Annotated in this window: 16 protein-coding genes; 10 read left to right on the top strand and 6 right to left on the bottom strand. The window is 71.0% G+C overall.

The window, feature by feature from the left end:
* Positions 1–51 precede the first annotated feature (51 nt).
* Genes sepF through AB0958_RS02675 form a run of 3 tightly spaced genes read left to right on the top strand, consistent with a single transcriptional unit; the run spans position 52 to position 2,350 of the window.
* Positions 52–693 carry a cell division protein SepF gene (gene sepF, locus AB0958_RS02685; RefSeq protein WP_366888463.1) on the top strand — a complete coding sequence of 214 codons (642 nt, stop codon included), beginning with the start codon at positions 52–54 and terminating at the stop codon, positions 691–693.
* A 50-nt stretch (positions 694–743) separates the two neighbouring features.
* Positions 744–1,028, top strand: a complete 285-nt coding sequence (locus AB0958_RS02680) for a YggT family protein (RefSeq protein ID WP_046729537.1) — start codon at positions 744–746, stop codon at positions 1,026–1,028.
* Between the two features lie 56 nt (positions 1,029–1,084).
* Positions 1,085–2,350, top strand: a complete 1,266-nt coding sequence (locus AB0958_RS02675; protein ID WP_366888462.1) for a DivIVA domain-containing protein — start codon at positions 1,085–1,087, stop codon at positions 2,348–2,350.
* 230 nt (positions 2,351–2,580) lie between these two features.
* Here AB0958_RS02675 and ileS read toward each other — a convergent pair whose 3' ends face one another.
* Complete coding sequence (ileS, locus tag AB0958_RS02670) at positions 2,581–5,718, bottom strand: isoleucine--tRNA ligase (RefSeq protein WP_366888461.1); 3,138 nt, start codon at positions 5,716–5,718, stop codon at positions 2,581–2,583.
* Positions 5,719–6,332: 614 nt separating this feature from the next.
* Here ileS and AB0958_RS02665 point away from each other — a divergent pair.
* The 6 genes from AB0958_RS02665 to AB0958_RS02640 all read left to right on the top strand — a co-directional run bounded on the left by AB0958_RS02665 (position 6,333) and on the right by AB0958_RS02640 (position 11,825).
* Positions 6,333–7,157 (top strand): TraR/DksA C4-type zinc finger protein, encoded by an 825-nt coding sequence (locus AB0958_RS02665; RefSeq protein ID WP_366888460.1) that lies wholly within the window; start codon positions 6,333–6,335, stop codon positions 7,155–7,157.
* Positions 7,158–7,224: 67 nt separating this feature from the next.
* The gene (gene lspA, locus AB0958_RS02660; RefSeq protein ID WP_366888459.1) at positions 7,225–7,833 is read left to right on the top strand and encodes a signal peptidase II; all 609 of its coding nucleotides are present in this window, start codon (positions 7,225–7,227) and stop codon (positions 7,831–7,833) included.
* 67 nt (positions 7,834–7,900) lie between these two features.
* Positions 7,901–8,845, top strand: a complete 945-nt coding sequence (locus AB0958_RS02655) for an RluA family pseudouridine synthase (protein ID WP_132886256.1) — start codon at positions 7,901–7,903, stop codon at positions 8,843–8,845.
* Complete coding sequence (locus AB0958_RS02650) at positions 8,842–9,312, top strand: GNAT family N-acetyltransferase (RefSeq protein ID WP_366888457.1); 471 nt, start codon at positions 8,842–8,844, stop codon at positions 9,310–9,312. Before AB0958_RS02655 ends, AB0958_RS02650 begins: the two co-directional genes overlap by 4 nt.
* Before the next feature lie 69 nt (positions 9,313–9,381).
* A complete protein-coding gene (locus tag AB0958_RS02645; RefSeq protein ID WP_366888456.1) occupies positions 9,382–10,968 on the top strand; it encodes a Na+/H+ antiporter in 1,587 nt (528 codons plus the stop codon).
* Positions 10,969–11,084: 116 nt separating this feature from the next.
* Positions 11,085–11,825, top strand: coding sequence for an SDR family oxidoreductase (locus AB0958_RS02640; RefSeq protein ID WP_366888455.1), 741 nt, complete (start codon positions 11,085–11,087; stop codon positions 11,823–11,825).
* A gap of 18 nt (positions 11,826–11,843) precedes the next feature.
* On the opposite strand, the gene AB0958_RS02635 is transcribed toward AB0958_RS02640, so the two are convergent.
* Positions 11,844–12,953, bottom strand: coding sequence for a mechanosensitive ion channel domain-containing protein (locus tag AB0958_RS02635; protein WP_366888545.1), 1,110 nt, complete (start codon positions 12,951–12,953; stop codon positions 11,844–11,846).
* 145 nt (positions 12,954–13,098) lie between these two features.
* Between AB0958_RS02635 and AB0958_RS02630 the strand changes: the two genes are divergently transcribed.
* Positions 13,099–13,668 (top strand): dienelactone hydrolase family protein, encoded by a 570-nt coding sequence (locus AB0958_RS02630; RefSeq protein WP_366888454.1) that lies wholly within the window; start codon positions 13,099–13,101, stop codon positions 13,666–13,668.
* Positions 13,669–13,675: 7 nt separating this feature from the next.
* Here AB0958_RS02630 and AB0958_RS02625 read toward each other — a convergent pair whose 3' ends face one another.
* The 4 genes from AB0958_RS02625 to AB0958_RS02610 form a co-directional block, all read right to left on the bottom strand.
* The gene (locus tag AB0958_RS02625) at positions 13,676–15,358 is read right to left on the bottom strand and encodes an alkaline phosphatase D family protein (RefSeq protein WP_366888453.1); all 1,683 of its coding nucleotides are present in this window, start codon (positions 15,356–15,358) and stop codon (positions 13,676–13,678) included.
* A gap of 113 nt (positions 15,359–15,471) precedes the next feature.
* On the bottom strand, positions 15,472–15,882 hold the full coding sequence (locus AB0958_RS02620) for a hypothetical protein (protein WP_366888452.1): 411 nt from the start codon (positions 15,880–15,882) through the stop codon (positions 15,472–15,474).
* A 157-nt stretch (positions 15,883–16,039) separates the two neighbouring features.
* Complete coding sequence (locus tag AB0958_RS02615; RefSeq protein ID WP_366888451.1) at positions 16,040–16,861, bottom strand: thioredoxin domain-containing protein; 822 nt, start codon at positions 16,859–16,861, stop codon at positions 16,040–16,042.
* 99 nt (positions 16,862–16,960) lie between these two features.
* Positions 16,961–17,656 carry a hypothetical protein gene (locus tag AB0958_RS02610; RefSeq protein ID WP_366888450.1) on the bottom strand — a complete coding sequence of 232 codons (696 nt, stop codon included), beginning with the start codon at positions 17,654–17,656 and terminating at the stop codon, positions 16,961–16,963.
* Between the last annotated feature and the right edge of the window lie 21 nt (positions 17,657–17,677).

Raw genomic sequence — 17,677 nt, 5'->3', positions numbered from 1 at the left:
GCGGGACTTGGCAGTCGTCACCGATCCACCACAGAGCGGAGGACTCAGAGCATGGCCGGCGCGATGCGCAAGATGGCGGTCTACCTCGGCCTCGTGGAGGACGATGGTTACGACGGCCGCGGATTCGACCCTGACGACGACTTCGAGCCCGAACTGGACCCGGAGCCCGAGCGGGACCACCGGCGGCACGAGCCGTCGCACCAGTCCCACAGTGCACATCAGCCCCAAAGGGACGATTCGGTACGAGTGGTGCAGCCGTCCCCACCGCGCGAACCGGTGCCGCATTCCGCTTCCCTGTCCGCGGATTCGGGCCGCCCGGCGCGCATCGGCCCCGTGGTGTCCATCACACAAGAACGCGCAAGTCTGGAGAAGAACGCACCGGTGATCATGCCCAAGGTCGTGTCGGAACGAGAGCCTTACCGGATCACCACGCTTCACCCCCGGACCTACAACGAGGCCCGTACCATCGGGGAACACTTCCGTGAGGGCACCCCGGTGATCATGAATCTGACTGAGATGGACGACACAGACGCGAAGCGACTTGTCGACTTTGCGGCCGGTTTGGTGTTTGGTCTTCACGGCAGCATCGAGCGGGTGACGCAGAAGGTGTTCCTGTTGTCGCCTGCTAACGTCGATGTCACGGCGGAGGACAAGGCCCGCATCGCAGAGGGCGGGTTCTTCAACCAGAGCTGAGACGCAACACCGGTACGAAGCACGGAACAGGGGAGAGGGAAGCACGGATCATGAGCGTGTTCCTTGATGTGATCTACATCGCGCTGATGTGCTTCCTCATCGTGCTCATCTTCCGGTTGGTCATGGACTACGTGTTCCAGTTCGCCCGCTCATGGCAACCCGGCAAGGCGATGGTGGTCGTACTTGAGGCCACCTACACTGTCACCGATCCACCGCTCAAGCTTCTGCGGCGGTTCATCCCGCCGCTGCGTCTCGGGGGCGTGGCGCTCGACCTGTCCTTCTTCGTACTGATGATCATCGTCTACATCCTGATCGCGATCGTTGGTCGGCTGTGATGAGCGATGTGACCTACCGTCTTGCCGAACGCCGACGACTACGTTGAGGTGAAGAGATGCCGTTGACCCCCGAGGACGTGCGGAACAAGCAGTTCACGACCGTCCGCCTCCGAGAAGGCTATGACGAGGACGAGGTCGATGCCTTCCTCGACGAGGTCGAAGCCGAGCTGACCCGTCTGCTCCGCGAGAACGAGGACCTGCGCGCCAAACTGGCCGCGGCCACCCGTGCCGCCGCCCAGAACCAGCAGAACATGCGCAAGCCCCCGGAGCCGCAGGACCAGCAGGGCGGCATGCCCCAGCAGGGTGGGATGCCGCAGCAGGGCGGCATGCCGCAGCAGGGCATGCGAGGTCCCGGCGCTCCGGTGCCCGCCGGAATATCGGGCCCGCCGCAGCAGCAGATGGGTGGCCCCATGGGTGGCCCCCCGCAGCTGCCGAGCGGTGCCCCGCAGCTGCCGGCCGGTCCCAGTGGCCAGGGCGGTCCGCAGGGTCCCGGTCCGATGGGCCAGGGCCCCATGGGTCAGGGCCCGATGGGCCAGGGCGGCATGGGCCAGGGCGGCATGGGTCAGGGTCCGATGGGCCAGGGCGGCATGGGTCAGGGTCCCGGTCCGATGGGCCAGGGCATGGGCCCGGGTCCGATGGGTCAGCCCCCCATGCAGCAGCAGATGGGTGGTCCGATGGGCGGCCCCATGGGTGGTCCCATGGGCGGTCCCGGTCAGGGCCCCGGTGGCGACAGTGCCGCCCGCGTCCTCTCGCTGGCCCAGCAGACCGCCGACCAGGCGATCGCCGAGGCCCGCTCCGAGGCCAACAAGATCGTCGGTGAGGCCCGCAGCCGCGCCGAGGGTCTGGAGCGTGACGCCCGTGCCAAGGCCGACGCGCTGGAGCGGGACGCGCAGGAGAAGCACCGCGTCGCCATGGGCTCCCTGGAGTCCGCGCGCGCCACGCTGGAGCGCAAGGTCGAGGACCTGCGCGGCTTCGAGCGCGAGTACCGCACGCGTCTGAAGTCGTACCTGGAGTCGCAGCTGCGTCAGCTGGAGACCCAGGCCGACGACAGCCTGGCGCCGCCGCGCACCCCGGCCACCGCCTCCCTCCCGCCGTCCCCGGCGCCCTCCATGGCCCCGGCCGGCGCGAGCGCCCCGTCCTACGGCGGCAACCCGTCGATGGGCGGCGGCCCGTCCCCCGCTGCCCCGTCCTACGGCGGCCAGCAGCAGATGACGCCGGCGATGACCCAGCCGATGGCACCGGTACGCCCGCAGGGCCCCTCCCCGATGGGCCAGGCGCCGTCCCCGATGCGCGGCTTCCTCATCGACGAGGACGACAACTGACGGCGGCGTAACGCCGTAGGCGTCGGCAAGCGTTCACAGGGCGGGGCCCCGGATTCCGATCCGGGGCCCCGCCCTTTTACGCGGGTTGCGTCCCGCCCCGCCTCTCACGAGCGCCCACCGACCCCACCAGGGGCGCGGGGAACCGCGCACGGTGAGCGCTCCGGCCCGCACGTACGGGAAGGGCCCGGCCCCCGTGGAGACCGGGCCCTTCCCGTTCAGGCCGGTGCCGCCTACGCCTTGCGCAGCCGGAACGTCAGTGACAGCCCTTCATCGGTGAAGGGGGTGCCGTAACCCTCGTCCCCCTCACCCTGCGCGAAGTCCGTCGCCAGCACCTCGTCGGCGATCAACGGAGCGTGCTCCGCCAGCGCCGCGATCACCGCCGGATCCGTCGACACCCACCTGAGCGCGATCCGGTCGGCCACGTCCAGCCCGCTGTTCTTGCGCGCCTCCTGGATCAGCCGGATCGCGTCCCGCGCGAGGCCCGCCTGCCGCAGCTCCTCCGTGATCTCCAGGTCGAGCGCGACGGTCGCACCGGAGTCCGACGCCACCGACCAGCCCTCACGCGGCGTCTCCGTGATGATCACCTCGTCCGGGGCGAGCGTCACGGTCTCCCCCTCGACCTCCACCGACGCCGTGCCCTCGCGCAGCGCCAGCGACAGCGCGGCCGCGTCCGCCGCGGCGACCGCCTTGGCGACCTCCTGCACCCGCTTGCCGAACCGCTTGCCCAGCGCCCGGAAGTTGGCCTTGGCCGTGGTGTCCACCAGCGAGCCGCCCACATCGGACAGCGACGCCAGCGACGACACGTTCAGCTCGTCGGTGATCTGCGCGTGCAGTTCCTTGTCGAGCGCGTCGAAGCCGACCGCCGCGACCAGCGCCCGGGACAGCGGCTGCCGCGTCTTCACGCCCGACTCCGCGCGCGTGGCCCGGCCGAGTTCCACGAGCCGTCGTACCAGAACCATCTGCTTCGACAGCTCCGGGTCGATCGCGGACAGGTCCGCCTCCGGCCAGGACGCCAGGTGCACCGACTCCGGCGCCCCCGGGGTGACCGGCGCCACCAGGTCCTGCCACACCCGCTCGGTGATGAACGGGGTCAGCGGGGCCATCAGCTTGGTGACGGTCTCCACGACCTCGTGCAGCGTGCGCAGCGCGGCCTTGTCGCCCTGCCAGAAGCGGCGGCGCGACCGGCGGACGTACCAGTTCGACAGGTCGTCGACGAACGCGGACAGCAGCTTGCCGGCCCGCTGGGTGTCGTACGCCTCCAGCGCCTGCGTCACCTGGTCGGTCAGGGCGTGCAGCTCGGACAGCAGCCAGCGGTCCAGGAGCGGGCGGTCGGCCGGGGCCGGGTCCGCCGCGGACGGCGCCCAGTTCGACGTACGGGCGTACAGCGCCTGGAAGGCGACCGTGTTCCAGTACGTCAGCAGGGTCTTGCGGACGACCTCCTGGATGGTGCCGTGGCCCACCCGGCGGGCCGCCCACGGCGAGCCGCCGGCCGCCATGAACCACCGCACCGCGTCCGCCCCGTGCCGGTCCATCAGCGGGATCGGCTCCAGGGTGTTGCCCAGGTGCTTGGACATCTTGCGGCCGTCCTCGGCGAGGATGTGGCCGAGGCAGACCACGTTCTCGTAGCTGGACTTGTCGAAGACCAGCGTGCCGACCGCCATCAGCGTGTAGAACCAGCCGCGGGTCTGGTCGATGGCCTCGGAGATGAACTGCGCCGGGTAGCGGCTCTCGAACAGCTCCTTGTTCTTGTGCGGGTAGCCCCACTGCGCGAACGGCATCGAACCCGAGTCGTACCAGGCGTCGATGACCTCCGGCACGCGCGTGGCCGTCTTCGCGCACCGGGGGCAGGCGAAGGTGACGTCGTCGATGAACGGGCGGTGCGGGTCCAGCTCCGACTGGTCGGTGCCGGTCAGCTCGGTGAGCTCCGCGCGGGAGCCGACAACCGTGAGGTGGTCCTCCTCGCAGCGCCAGATCGGCAGCGGGGTGCCCCAGTAGCGGTTGCGGGACAGCGCCCAGTCGATGTTGTTGTCCAGCCAGTCGCCGTACCGGCCGTGCTTGACGGTGTCCGGGAACCAGTTGGTGTTCTCGTTCTCCTGCAGCAGCCGGTCCTTGACGGCCGTGGTGCGGATGTACCAGGACGGCTGCGCGTAGTAGAGCAGCGCGGTGTGGCAACGCCAGCAGTGCGGGTAGCTGTGCTCGTACGGCAGGTGTTTGAAGAGGAGGCCGCGCTGCGCCAGGTCCTCGGTGAGCTTCTCGTCGGCCTTCTTGAAGAAGACGCCGCCGACCAGCGGGACGTCCTCCTCGAAGGTGCCGTCCGGACGGACCGGGTTCACCACCGGCAGGCCGTAGGCGCGGCAGACCTTGAGGTCGTCCTCACCGAAGGCGGGGGACTGGTGGACCAGACCCGTACCGTCCTCGGTCGTGACGTACTCGGCGTTGACGACGTAGTGCGCCGGCTCCGGGAACTCGACGAGCTCGAACGGACGTTGATAGGTCCAGCGCTCCATCTCGGCGCCGGTGAAGGACTCGCCGGTGGTCTCCCAGCCCTCGCCCAGTGCCTTGGCGACGAGCGGTTCGGCCACGACGAGCCTCTCGGTGCCGTCGGTGGCGACGACGTAGGTGACCTCGGGGTGTGCGGCGACCGCCGTGTTGGACACCAGGGTCCACGGGGTGGTCGTCCACACCAGGAGCGCGGCCTGGCCGGCGAGCGGACCGGAGGTGAGCGGGAAACGGACGTACACGGAGGGGTCGACGACCGTCTCGTAGCCCTGCGCCAGCTCGTGGTCGGACAGGCCGGTGCCGCAGCGCGGGCACCAGGGGGCGACGCGGTGGTCCTGGACCAGCAGACCCTTGTCGAAGATCGTCTTCAGCGACCACCAGACCGACTCGACGTACTCGGGGTCCATCGTCCGGTAGGCGTCGTCGAGGTCGGTCCAGTACCCCATGCGGGTCGTCAGCGCCTCGAAGGCGTCGGTGTGGCGGGTCACCGACTCGCGGCACTTGGCGTTGAACTCGGCGATGCCGTAGGCCTCGATGTCCTGCTTGCCGCTGAAGCCGAGCTCCTTCTCGACCGCCAGCTCCACGGGCAGGCCGTGGCAGTCCCAGCCGGCCTTGCGGGCCACGTGGTAGCCGCGCATGGTGCGGAAGCGGGGGAAGACGTCCTTGAAGACGCGCGCCTCGATGTGGTGGGCACCGGGCATGCCGTTGGCGGTGGGCGGGCCCTCGTAGAACACCCACTCCGGGCGGCCCTCGGACTGCTCCAGGGTCTTGGCGAAGATCTTCTGCTCACGCCAGAAGTCGAGCACGGCGTGCTCGAGGGCGGGCAGGTCGACCTGGGCGGGCACCTGGCGGTACGTCGGCGCTGTCATCTGCGAGCTTCCTCCAACGGACTTGCTGCCTTCCGTCGGAGGGACGAGAGCCGTGTCTTCCGTACGCCGTGTGCGGCGCGCTCCCGCGGTACCACCCTCCTTGGCCCGCCGGACGCCGTGCGCGCCGGTGAGCCCCCTCATTGGGGTCGCGAAACCGGTTCTACTCGCCGCTGCTTGCCTGCTGCGGCTTTCTTCCGGCGGCTCCGGGGTGATCTTCGCGTCGCGCTCGCCCCCGGGCTTCCACCGTCCCCGGGTCGCTCTGGGCTGCGTACGCCGCTACTCGTCCCCATCCATGCTTCTCGCTCCGCCCAGTGTACGGCGCCGCGCGGACAGCGGCCGACCCGATTTCCGGGAGCCCTCCCGGGCCCGGACGGCGCGGGCCGGTCCGGTGGCACGGATGACCCGAATGGCGAGGTACGCGCGTTCGCATCCTGGGATGTCCGGCTCGGCGGATTACCCCGCGGGGAGCTGGGCACAACGCATGCATACCTGCTGCGAGGGGGGTGTGGGGCAGGCGGATCGGGCGGCGTGCCCCGTTGCCGCGGGACTCGAGTCGATTTATCGTCCCAGCACGATTCGCGTGCAAGATCACAATATGTGAAGGGGCCGCGGCCATGGTGGCGAAGAAGACCGCCGTACAGCAGTCGGCGTCCGGCCGGTCCAGGGGCGCGGCCGCCTCCGACTCGGGTGAGAAGCGCACCGCCAAGAAGACGGCCGCACAGCAGGCGCCGGTGAAGAAGCCACCGGCGAAGAAGGCGCCGGTGAAGAAGGCGACGACCGGGAAGACGACGACAGGGAAGACGACGACCGGGCGGAGGGCGTCCGCGGCGGCCGAGCACGTCGTGGACAAGCCGGCCAAGGGCGCGTCCAAGGCCGCGGCGGCGAAGAGCACGGCCAAGAAGAGCACGGGCAAGAAAGCGGGCGCGGCGCGGGCCGCGAAGCAGACGGGAGCCACGACGGTGGTTGCGAAGAAGACCCCTGGCACGGCCGCTGCGGCGGCGGAGACCGCCGTTCCCAAGGCCCGGGTCGCCACGGCGGCCCCGGGCGAGCTCGCGGTGCGTCCGGGCGAGGACCCGTGGACGCCCGAGGAGGTCGCCGAGGCGCGCACGGAGCTGACGACCGAGGCGATGCGGTTGCGCACCGAGATCGAGACCTCCGAGAACGCCCTGGCCGGCCTGATGCGGGACTCCGGGGACGGAGCGGGCGACGACGAGGCCGACACGGGCACCAAGAACATCACGCGCGAGCACGAACTGGCGCTGGCCGCCAACGCGCGCGAGATGCTCGAACAGACCGAACGGGCCCTGCAGAAGCTGGACGCCGGTACCTACGGGCTCTGCGAGAACTGCGGCAACCCCATCGGCAAGGCCCGGATGCAGGCCTTCCCGAGGGCCACCCTGTGCGTCGAGTGCAAGCAGAAGCAGGAACGCCGCTACTGAGCACCGGGGTCGCGTGGGGTGTGCCGTAGTCTCGTCCCGAGGCAGGCACCTAGGTTGAGGGACTCACGTGGCAGAGGCGGAGCGCATCATCGGTACGCCGGACACCCCGGACGACGGCGGCGAGCGGACGGCGACGCCCGACGCGGCCGGTGCGGATCAGCAGCCGGCCCCGGCCGGACGGCGACCCGGGCGCGGGCGCCGCATCGCCGTGCTGTTCGCGGTGGCCGCCTTCGCGTACGTCCTCGACCTGGTCAGCAAGATGATCGTGGTCGCCAAGCTGGAACACCACGCGCCGATCGAGGTGATCGGCGACTGGCTGGAGTTCCACGCGATCCGCAACCCGGGGGCGGCCTTCGGGTTCGGCGGTGCCTTCACGATCATCTTCACGCTGATCGCGGCGGCCGTGATCGTCGTCATCTTCCGCCTGGCGCGCAAGCTCTACAGCTTCCCCTGGGCGATCGCCCTGGGCCTGCTGCTGGGCGGCGCGCTCGGGAACCTCACCGACCGGGTCTTCCGCTCGCCGGGGGTCTTCGAGGGGCAGGTCGTGGACTTCATCGCGCCGAAGGGCTTCGCGGTGTTCAACCTGGCCGACTCGGCGATCGTCTGCGGCGGCGTCCTGATCGTGCTGCTCTCCTTCCGGGGCCTCGACCCGGACGGCACCGTCCACAAGGACTGACCGGGACCGGAGCGGGGCGTACGGACGTGCGTACGGCGCGGTCCGCGCGGTCCGGCATACTCGACGGGTGAGCACGCTTCCCGAGATCCGAACCCTGCCCGTGCCCGACGGCCTGGAGGGCGAGCGCGTCGACGCCGCCATCTCCCGCATGTTCGGCTTCTCCCGCACCAAGGCGGCCGAGCTGGCCGCGGCGGGCAAGGTCCAGGTCGACGGCTCGGTGGTCGGCAAGTCCGAGCGGGTGCGCGGCGGGGCCTGGCTGGAGGTCGAGATGCCGGGGGCGCCCGCGCCCGTGCAGATCGTCGCGGAGCCCGTCGAGGGCATGGAGATCGTGCACGACGACGAGGACGTGGTCGTGATCGTCAAGCCGGTGGGAGTGGCCGCGCACCCCTCGCCGGGCTGGACGGGCCCCACCGTGATCGGCGGCCTGGCGGCGGCCGGCTACCGCATCTCCACCTCCGGCGCCGCCGAGCGCCAGGGCATCGTGCACCGCCTCGACGTGGGCACCTCGGGTCTGATGGCGGTCGCCAAGTCGGAGCGGGCGTACACGTCGCTGAAGCGCCAGTTCAAGGAGCGCACGGTCGACAAGCGCTACCACACGCTCGTCCAGGGTCACCCCGACCCGACCAGCGGCACCATCGACGCCCCCATCGGCCGCCACCCCCAGCACGACTACAAGTGGGCGGTCACGGCCGACGGCAAGCCCTCCGTGACCCACTACGACCTCATCGAGGCGTTCCGCGCGGCCTCCCTGCTGGACGTGAAGCTGGAGACCGGCCGCACCCACCAGATCCGCGTCCACATGTCGGCCCACCGCCACCCCTGCGTCGGTGACCTCACCTACGGCGCCGACCCGACCCTCGCCAAGCGGCTGCACCTGACCCGCCAGTGGCTGCACGCGGTCCGGCTCGGCTTCGAGCACCCCGGGGACGGCGAGTGGGTCGAGTTCGAGAGCGACTACCCGGCCGACCTGCAGAAGGCGCTGGACCAGGTCCGCGAGGAGACGTACGGATGAGCACGCGCGCGTACCAGGTGCGCATCGCCGAGGACCCCGCCGACCTGGACGCCTGTTTCAGCCTGCGCAAGCAGGTCTTCGTGGTCGAGCAGGGCGTCCCCGAGGACCTGGAGTACGACGAGTACGACGCCACCGCCCTGCACGTGCTGGCCGTCCGCGCGGACGGCGTCGCGCTCGGCACCGGCCGGCTGCTGTACGGCGCGGCGGCCGCGGCCAAGACCGGCGGCGACCCGTCCCTGGGCTCCCTGGGCCGGCTCGCGGTGGCCGAGGAGGCCCGCGGCCTCGGCGTCGGCGTGGCCCTGGTCCGGGCCATCGAGGAGGCCGCACGCGCGCGTGGCCTGACCGTGGTCGACCTGCACGCGCAGACGCACGCGCTGGGCTTCTACGAACGGCTGGGATACGAGCCGTACGGCCCGCGGTACGCGGAGGCGGGCATCCCGCACCAGGGGATGCGCCGCGTGCTGTAGACGGGGTTCTCGGGGTACGTGGCACGCTTGAGACCTGCCGTGTGATCGTCGACTCCCGGAGCGCAAGCCGTGGATCAGCTGGCCCTGTTGTTCGTGCTGCTGCTCGGGGCCCTGGTGAGCGTCCCGGTCGGGGACCGGCTCGGCCTGCCGGCGCCCGTGCTGATGACGCTGTTCGGGATCGTCCTCGCGGTCGCCGACTTCGTGCCGAACGTGAACATCCCGCCCGAGCTGATCCTTCCCGGCCTGCTGCCACCGCTGCTCTACGCGGCGGTACGGCGGACCTCGTGGCGGCAGTTCACGGCCAACAAACGGCCGATCTTCCTGCTCGCCGTGGCCCTGGTGTTCGTCACCACGCTGTGCGTGGCGGCCGTCGCGAGCGCGATCGTGCCCGGGCTGCCGATCGCCGCCGCGGTCGCGCTGGGCGCCCTGGTCGCCCCGCCCGACCCGGTCGCCGCGACCGCCGTCGCCGGACAGCTCGGGCTGCCGCGGCGGCTGGTGTCGATCCTGGAGGGCGAGGGCCTCTTCAACGACGTCACGGCCATCGTGCTGTACCACGTGGCGATCGCCGCGGTGATCAGCGGCACGTTCTCGCCGTGGCGGGCCGGGCTGGACTTCCTGCTCTCCGCGGTGGTCGCGGTCGCCGTGGGGCTGGTGCTCGGCTGGGGCGCGAACAAGCTGATGGACGTGCTCGGCGACCCGACGCTCCAGATCGGCCTCACCCTGCTCGTCCCGTACGTCTCCTACGTCGTCGCCGAGGAGCTGCACGGCTCCGGGGTGCTCGCGGTGCTCACCACCGCGCTGTTCATCGCCGAGTACGCCACCGACGCCGACGACGTGATGACCCGGCTCGCCGGCTACACCTTCTGGGACATCGTCGACACGCTCGTCACCGGTGTCGCGTTCGGACTGATCGGCCTGGAGCTGCACAACGCGATCCGCACGGCGTCCGGCCGCTGGGGCGAGCTGCTCGGCTGGGCGGCCGCGGTAGTGGGCGTGGTCGTCGTCGTACGGCTGCTCTGGCTGCTGCCCGCGACCTGGCTGACCAAGCGGCTGCACGCCCGCCGGGACTACGACGAGGAGATCCCGACCAGCTGGCGGGAGACGGTCGTGATGTGGTGGTCCGGGATGCGCGGGGTGGCGTCGGTGGCGCTGGCGCTGGCCATTCCACTCAGGACCGACGACGGATCGCCCTTTCCGGACCGTGACGAGATCGTCTTCATCGCCTTCGGCGTGATCATGGCCACGCTGGTGCTCCAGGGGCTGACGCTGCCGTGGCTGGTGCGGCGGCTGGGGGTGCGGGCCGACACCGAGCACGAGAAGGAGATCGAGAAGGACCTGGCGCTGCGCGCGGCGAAGGCGGCCCGGCGCCGGCTGCGGGAGATCGAGCAGGTCGAGGAGCTGCCGGAGGAACTGTCCGAGCAGATGCTGCGGCGCGCCTTCGAGATCGGGTTCCGGATCAGTCCCGACGTGGCGGAGGACGAACGGCGCGAGGGCCACGACAAACGGGTCCGGCGGCTGAAGAGGGTCCGGCGGATCCAGTCGGAGATGCTCAGCGCGGCGCGGCACGAGGTGCTGGCGGCCCGCAGCGAGCCGGGGGCGGACCCGGAGATCGTGGACCGGGTGCTGCGCCATCTGGACGTCCGCAGCCTTAGGTGACGTCCCGCCCGCGCCCCCGGCACCGCACGTCTGTGCGTGTGGCGGCAGTCATACGAACCTGTGGCGGCTGTGGACATCCGAAGGCAGCGGCGGCGTCCCCCTCGTAGTCTCGGATCATGGCTCGGAACATTGTGATCAGTGGTGGAGGAACAGGGATCGGACTGGCGACCGCGTCGGCGTTCGCGGCCGACGGGGACCGGGTGCTGCTGCTCGGGCGGCGCAGAGAGGTGCTGGAGAAGGCGGGGGTGCCGGGCGCCGTCGTGCGGGCCGCCGACCTGACCGAGACGGCCGATGTGCGGGACGTGGCGAGGTTCGTCGCGGAGGAGTTCGGGACCGTGGACGTGCTCGTCCACAGCGCCGGGGGGAACGCGGCGTTCGCACCCGACGCCGGGTCCGGAGATCCGCTCGACGTCGCCGCCCGCGTGTGGAGCGGCAACTTCCGGCAGAACACGCTGACCGCGGTGCTGCTCACCGAGGCCCTGAAGGACCGGCTCGCCGACCCCGGCGGGCGGGTGCTGTTCCTCAGCTCCATCGCGGCGTTCCGGGGCTCGGGCACCGGCTCCTACGCCGCCGCCAAGGCCGCCCTGCACCCCTATGCCCACGACCTGGCCAGAGAGCTGGGACCGCGCGGGGTCACCGTGAACGTGGTCGCGCCCGGATACATCGACGACACCGATTTCTTCGGCGGCCCGATCGAGGAGGCCCGGCGGGCGAGGCTCGTCGCCGAGACCTCCACCGGGCGGGCCGGGACGCCGGGTGACGTCGCCGCCACCCTGCACTGGCTGGCGTCCCCGGCCGCCGGGCACATCACCTCCCAGATCATCCAGGTCAACGGAGGCGCCGAACGCGGCCACTGACCGGGGGCGCGGGCGCGGTCAGGGGCCGGTGCGGGGCGGTGCGTGCAGCCGGTGGCCCTGGTCCGCGCCGTCCTGGGAGGGGATGATCCCGCCCTGCGAAAGGACCGCGTCGGCCGTGTTCACCCGGGGCAGCGCGTACGGGTGCTCGGCGGCCAGCCAGGTGATCATCTGCTCGCGGACGGCGACCCGGGCCGTCCAGACGTCGTCCGAGTCCTTGGCGGTCACCAGGGCCCGCACCTGGATGGTGTTCGGCGTGGAGTCGGTGACCACCAGGCCGTAGGCCCGTCCGTCCCAGGCGGGGCACTCGCGCAGGATGTCGCGCAGCCGCTCCCGCATCGCCTCGATCGGCGCCGAGTGGTCCAGGTGCCAGTAGACGATCCCGGTCATCTCCGGGGTGCCCCGCGACCAGTTCTCGAAGGGTTTGGAGGTGAAGTACGACACCGGCATCGTGATCCGGCGCTCGTCCCAGGTCCGTACCGTCAGAAAGGTCAGGGTGATCTCCTCGACCGTGCCCCACTCGCCGTCGACCACGACCGTGTCGCCCAGGCGCACCATGTCGCCGAAGGCGATCTGCAGACCCGCGAACATGTTGCTCAGCGTGGACTGCGCGGCCACACCGGCGACGATGCCGACGATGCCCGCGGAGGCCAGCAGTGAGGCGCCGGCCGCCCGCATCGCGGGGAAGGTCAGCAGCATCGCCGCCGCGGCCACCACACCGACGATCGCCGTGACCACGCGCATGATCAGCGAGACCTGGGTGCGCACCCGGCGGACCCGGGCGGCGTCGTGGTGGGCGCGGGCGTACCGGGAGTACGAGGTCTGCACGATCGCCGACGCGATGCGCACCACCAGCCAGGCGGTCGACCCGATCAGCACCAGCGACAGCATCTGGCCCACGGCCACCCGGTGCCCCAGGAGCACCTCGGCCTGGTCGTAGGAGCCTCTGAGCAGGCCCGAGCAGAGCACCAGCTGGTAGGGGACGCGGCCGCGGCGCAGCAGCCCCCACAGGGGTGTCTCGCTGTGCCGTGCGTCGGCCTTGCGCAGCAGTTGGTCGGTCGCCCAGCCGATCAGCAGGGTGAGGACGACGGCGCCGCCGACCACGATCAGCGGGCGGAGTACGTTCTCCATCTCCATGGCTTCGAACGTAACCGGATCCGCGGGGTCCTGAACCTGCGGGAGGGTGAGAAGGATGTCACTGCCAGGCCGGTGCCGACCGGTGCCCGGCCGCAGGGACCGGGTCGGGGCCGCCCGCGACGGCTGGCACCATGGGCGCATGAACATCATGCTCTTTCACTCGACCCATGGCCTCAGGCCCGCCGTGCGCGAGGCGGCGGACCGGCTGCGTGCCGCCGGGCACGAGGTGTGGACGCCCGACCTCTTCGAGGGGCGCACGTTCGACGCGGTCGAGGACGGGATGGAGTTCAACGAGTCGATCGGCAAGGACGAGCTGCTGAAGCGGGCCGTGCTGGCGGCGGCGCCGTACTCGGAGCGCGGGCTGGTGTACGCGGGGTTCTCGCTGGGCGCGTCGATCGCGCAGACGCTGGGACTGGGCGACGAGCGGGCGCGGGGGCTGCTGCTCCTGCACGGCACCTCGGACATCGCGCCGAACGCCGCGGTGGACGGGCTGCCGGTGCAGCTGCACGTGGCCGAGCCGGACGCCTTCGAGACGGACGACTGGCTGAGCGCCTGGTACCTGCAGATGGGCCGGGCGGGCGCCGACGTGGAGATCTACCGGTACCCGGGCGCCGGGCACCTCTACACCGACCCCGGCCTGCCGGACTACGACGAGGAGGCCGCCGAGGCCACCTGGCGGGTGGCCCTCGGCTTCCTCGACACGCTGTAGCCGACGGTTACACCGGGTCGTAGGTGCGCTCGACCTTCTGGGTGCCGCTGCGGGTGCGGTACGACCGCTCCCAGGACGCGGTGGCGTCGGCCTTCGTCTTGTCGGAGAGGACGTAGTAGTCCATCTGCGCCCGGTCGGCGGTGATGTCCAGGACGCCGTAGCCGTGCCGGTCGGTGTCGACCCAGTGCACGTGGCGGTTGGCCAGCTGGATGACCGGGGCGGCGACGGTGGAGACGACGCCGGGGGAGACCTTGAGGATGTCGTCCAGGTTGTCCGAGGTCACCGAGGTGACCACGAACTCGGTGGCGGCCGAGGCGGACAGCGGGTAGGTCCCGGCGTCGACGGGCACGTCGTTGGCCCACGCCATGTGGATGTCGCCGGTCAGGAAGACCGTGTTGCCGATCGCGTGGGCACGCAGGTGGGCCAGCAGCTCGCGGCGGTCGTCGGTGTAGCCGTCCCACTGGTCGGTGTTGAGGGCGAGGCCGTCCTGGGGCAGGCCCAGCAGCTTGGCGAGCGGCTTCAGCAGGTCGGCGGAGAGCGAGCCGATGGCGAACGGCGAGATCATCACCGAGTTGCCGACCAGCCGCCAGGTGGTGTCGGAGGCCGTCAGCCCGGCCTTCAGCCAGTCGAGCTGGGCACGGCCGGTGATGGTGCGGTCCGGGTCGTCGACCGCGCCGCTGCCCGTGGACACCTGCTGGGAGCGGAAGGAGCGCAGGTCGAGCAGGGAGAGGTCGGCGAGCTTGCCGAAGCGCAGCCGGCGGTAGGTGGTGCCGGCGATGGCCGGGCGGACCGGCATCCACTCGAAGTAGGCCTGCTTGGCGGCGGCCTGCCGGGCCGTCCAGGTGCCCTCGGCGCCCTCGGTGTGGTTCTGGGCACCGCCGGACCAGGAGTCGTTGGCGAACTCGTGGTCGTCCCAGATCGCGATCACCGGCGCCTTGGCGTGCAGGGCCTGCAGGTCGGGGTCGGTCTTGTACAGGCCGTGCCGTATGCGGTAGTCGGCGAGCGTGATGATCTCGTGGGTGGGCGCGTGCTGCCGCACCACGGTGCCGCGGGTGCCGTACTCGCCGGTGCCGTACTCGTAGATGTAGTCGCCCAGGTGCAGCCAGGCGTCCAGGTCGCCCCGGGCGGCCAGGTGGCGGTAGGCGGCGAAGTAGCCGGCCTCCCAGTTGGTGCAGGAGACCACGCCGAACCGCAGGCCGGGGACGGCGGCGTCGGCGGCCGGCGCGGTGCGGGTGCGGGCGACCGGCGAGTCCGTGCCACCGGCCGAGAAGCGGAAGAAGTAGTCGGTGGCCGGCGCCAGCCCGCGGATGTCGGCCTTGACCGTGTGGTCGGAGGCCGCGGTCGCGGTGACGGAGCCCCGGGAGACGACGTTCGTCAGCGCCCTGTCGGTGGCGACGACCCAGCTGACCTCGGTGTCCGGGCCGACCCCGGAGCCGGGCAGGGCGTCGGCGGTCGGGGTCACCCGGGTCCACAGCAGGATGCCGTCGGGCAGCGGGTCGCCGGAGGCGGTGCCGTGCAGGAAGGCGGGGGCGTCCGAGGCAGCCCGGGCCGGCAGCGCGGCGGCGAACGGGGCGGCCAGAACAGCGGTCGCCGCCGCGGCCTTGACGACCGTACGGCGGCGGGGGGCGAGGACGCCGGGGCGCTCGGACGGGGTGCCGGCGCTCGTGGATGCTCTGTGTCTACTGGTCACGGGCGATCAGATTACTGACGAGTAGCGCCGGGATCAGGCGAACCGGAAAGAGGTTCGCCTGATGTTCGGCCACGCGTCAGGCGCCGACCTCGTGGGCCGTCACGGAGACGGCGTCAGCAGATGTTTACCGACCCGGAGGACAAGGAAAGGTTCCCGGAGTAGATCCAGCCTTTGGTCTGGCCGCTGCCCACGCGCCCGTACACCCAGAAATTCCCGGACGTGTTGTAGACACCGCACCAGGCGTGAAATGCCGTACCCGGGGCCACCGACTGGGTCTGCGTACACGACTCGAACGGTCCGTTCCGAAGGTGCCCGACCACGACCTTGAGTTCGCCGTCGGAATTGTTGGGGCCGGTGCTCCCGCATCCGTACGTCGTGTCCGCGCTGGCCGGGGCCGCCCCGCCCACGGTTACGCCGCCCAGTACGGCAACGGTGGCGGCAGCGGTCACGAGGGCTTTCTTGAATCTCATCTTTCCTCCGCAACGTGTCATGTCCGGGTGCGGCGTGAACGCTACCTTGATCAAATGTTGAATGTAAACGGCTTTTCTTTGCCCGGACGAGGATGGCGGATGTGTATCCCTTTACTTGTCTTGATTTCGTTCCCCCGGCATTCACGGTCGGGAGTCGAAAAAACGGAATGCCCCGGACCGCATAAGCGGTCCGGGGCATTCCGTTTGCTGCTCAGCCCTTGAGGGCCGCGGCCATCGCGGTCTCGTAGTCGGCGACGGTCATCGGGGCGCTGCCGTTGGCGCCGTTGACGAGCTTGCCGTCCATCACGAGGGACGGCGTTCCCTGGATGTTGTACTTCTTGCTGTCCGTGTCGAACTTCTCGCTCATGAGCAGAGCCCACTTGTCGAAGGTGCCGTTCTTCACGGCGGTCTGGAACTTCGTGTTGCCCTTCAGGGCCGGGACCGTGTCCGCCACCTTGATCAGGTAGGCGTCGTCCTTGAACTTGTCGTCGGTCTCGTCGGGGTGGTACTTCTTCGAGTACATCGCGGACTTGTACTCGAGGAACGCCTCGGGACTGACGTTCAGCGCCGCGCCGAGAGCGCTCAGCCCGTTCTTGGAGCCCTCGCCGGTGAGCTTGTCGTCGAGGAAGGTCGCGCCCACGTACTGGATCTTGTACTTGCCGTCCGCGACGTCCTTGTCCACGGTCGGTCCGACCGTCTGCTCGAACTGGGCGCAGATGGGGCAGCGCGGGTCCTCGTACATGGCGAGGGTCTTCTTGGCGCTCGCCTTGCCGATGACGACCGTCGTGCCGTTCTCGCCGCTGGTGTTCGCCGGCTTGACGAGCTTCTCGCTCTTGACGCTCTCCCAGTGGGCGGGCTTGTTGCTCTGGACGACGGCGTAGCCTATGCCGCCCGCCGCGGCCAGCACGGCCACGATCGAGCCGGCCACGATGAGCTGCCGCTTGGCCTTCGCGCGCTTGGCCTGCTTCTCGCGCTCGACGCGCAGCCGCTCCCGGGCGGCGGTCTTGGCGGCCGCGCTGTTGCGCTTGCTCATGTCGGTGATCTCCCTTGGGGACGCGCACGTGTCGTACGCGGAATACGTGTGAGGGACTCGTCCTGCTCGGACGAGGGACGTGCTCGGGAGGAGGGGCGCTCAGGCGAAGGCGAGAGGCCGTGCGGGCGCCCCGGAGCTCGGCGGTCCGCGCCGTCCCAGGGAGTGCACCAGCACCAGCTCGCGGGCGGCGGCCGTGCGCGGCACCGGACGCGGCCGCCGCCGTACCGCGGCCGGCCGGACCGTGCCCGCGGCGACCGCGAGGAGCAGCGGCCGGAAGGTGGTGGCGGCGACCGCGCGCAGCAGCTGGGTCAGGGCGCGCTCGCCCCGGCGCAGCCACGCGGCGGCCAGCAGGCCGACGCAGACGTGCGCGGCGAGCAGCAGCCAGGCGGCGGCCGGGTCGGCGTGCGCGAGGACCGCCGAGGCGCGGGAGCCGCCGGCCATCTGCGCCAGCGGAGTGCCCACCGCGCCGTGGCACAGCACGTCGAAGCCGACCGCGCGCAGCGGGCCGGTGACGGGGCCGCCCGCCCGGCCGTAGCAGGCGTGCTGGCCGGTGGTGAAGACCGTGTCGGCGGCCAGCTCCAGCGGGATCAGCAGGGCGGCGATCCGGCCGAAGCCGCGTTCGCGGCCGGCCAGCGCGTACGCCGTGCAGAACACCCCGGCGGCGACCGCGGCCACCGTCGTGACCGGCAGCGGGGCCCGGGACAGCAGCACGTGCGACGCGGTGCTGAGCGTCACGACGAAGGCCGTGAACAGCGCCGCGCGCACGGCTCTGAGCTGGGTCCCGGATATGTCCATAGCGGTGCAGAGTCTGTCACG

This window comes from Streptomyces sp. NPDC006655 (assembly GCF_040703965.1).
Taxonomy (GTDB): Bacteria; Actinomycetota; Actinomycetes; order Streptomycetales; family Streptomycetaceae; genus Streptomyces.
The sequence above is the reverse complement of the archived record's forward strand: the minus strand, read 5'-3'. Positions and strand labels throughout refer to the sequence as shown.

Excerpts from the sequence above, each read along its gene's own strand:
- sepF (WP_366888463.1), top strand. The coding sequence starts at position 52 with ATGGCCGGCGCGATGCGCAAGATGGCGGTCTACCTCGGCCTCGTGGAG.
- AB0958_RS02680 (WP_046729537.1), top strand. The coding sequence starts at position 744 with ATGAGCGTGTTCCTTGATGTGATCTACATCGCGCTGATGTGCTTCCTC.
- AB0958_RS02675 (WP_366888462.1), top strand. The coding sequence starts at position 1,085 with ATGCCGTTGACCCCCGAGGACGTGCGGAACAAGCAGTTCACGACCGTC.
- ileS (WP_366888461.1), bottom strand. The coding sequence starts at position 5,718 with ATGACAGCGCCGACGTACCGCCAGGTGCCCGCCCAGGTCGACCTGCCC.
- AB0958_RS02665 (WP_366888460.1), top strand. The coding sequence starts at position 6,333 with ATGGTGGCGAAGAAGACCGCCGTACAGCAGTCGGCGTCCGGCCGGTCC.
- AB0958_RS02650 (WP_366888457.1), top strand. The coding sequence starts at position 8,842 with ATGAGCACGCGCGCGTACCAGGTGCGCATCGCCGAGGACCCCGCCGAC.
- AB0958_RS02640 (WP_366888455.1), top strand. The coding sequence starts at position 11,085 with ATGGCTCGGAACATTGTGATCAGTGGTGGAGGAACAGGGATCGGACTG.
- AB0958_RS02635 (WP_366888545.1), bottom strand. The coding sequence starts at position 12,953 with ATGGAGAACGTACTCCGCCCGCTGATCGTGGTCGGCGGCGCCGTCGTC.
- AB0958_RS02630 (WP_366888454.1), top strand. The coding sequence starts at position 13,099 with ATGAACATCATGCTCTTTCACTCGACCCATGGCCTCAGGCCCGCCGTG.
- AB0958_RS02615 (WP_366888451.1), bottom strand. The coding sequence starts at position 16,861 with ATGAGCAAGCGCAACAGCGCGGCCGCCAAGACCGCCGCCCGGGAGCGG.
- AB0958_RS02610 (WP_366888450.1), bottom strand. The coding sequence starts at position 17,656 with ATGGACATATCCGGGACCCAGCTCAGAGCCGTGCGCGCGGCGCTGTTC.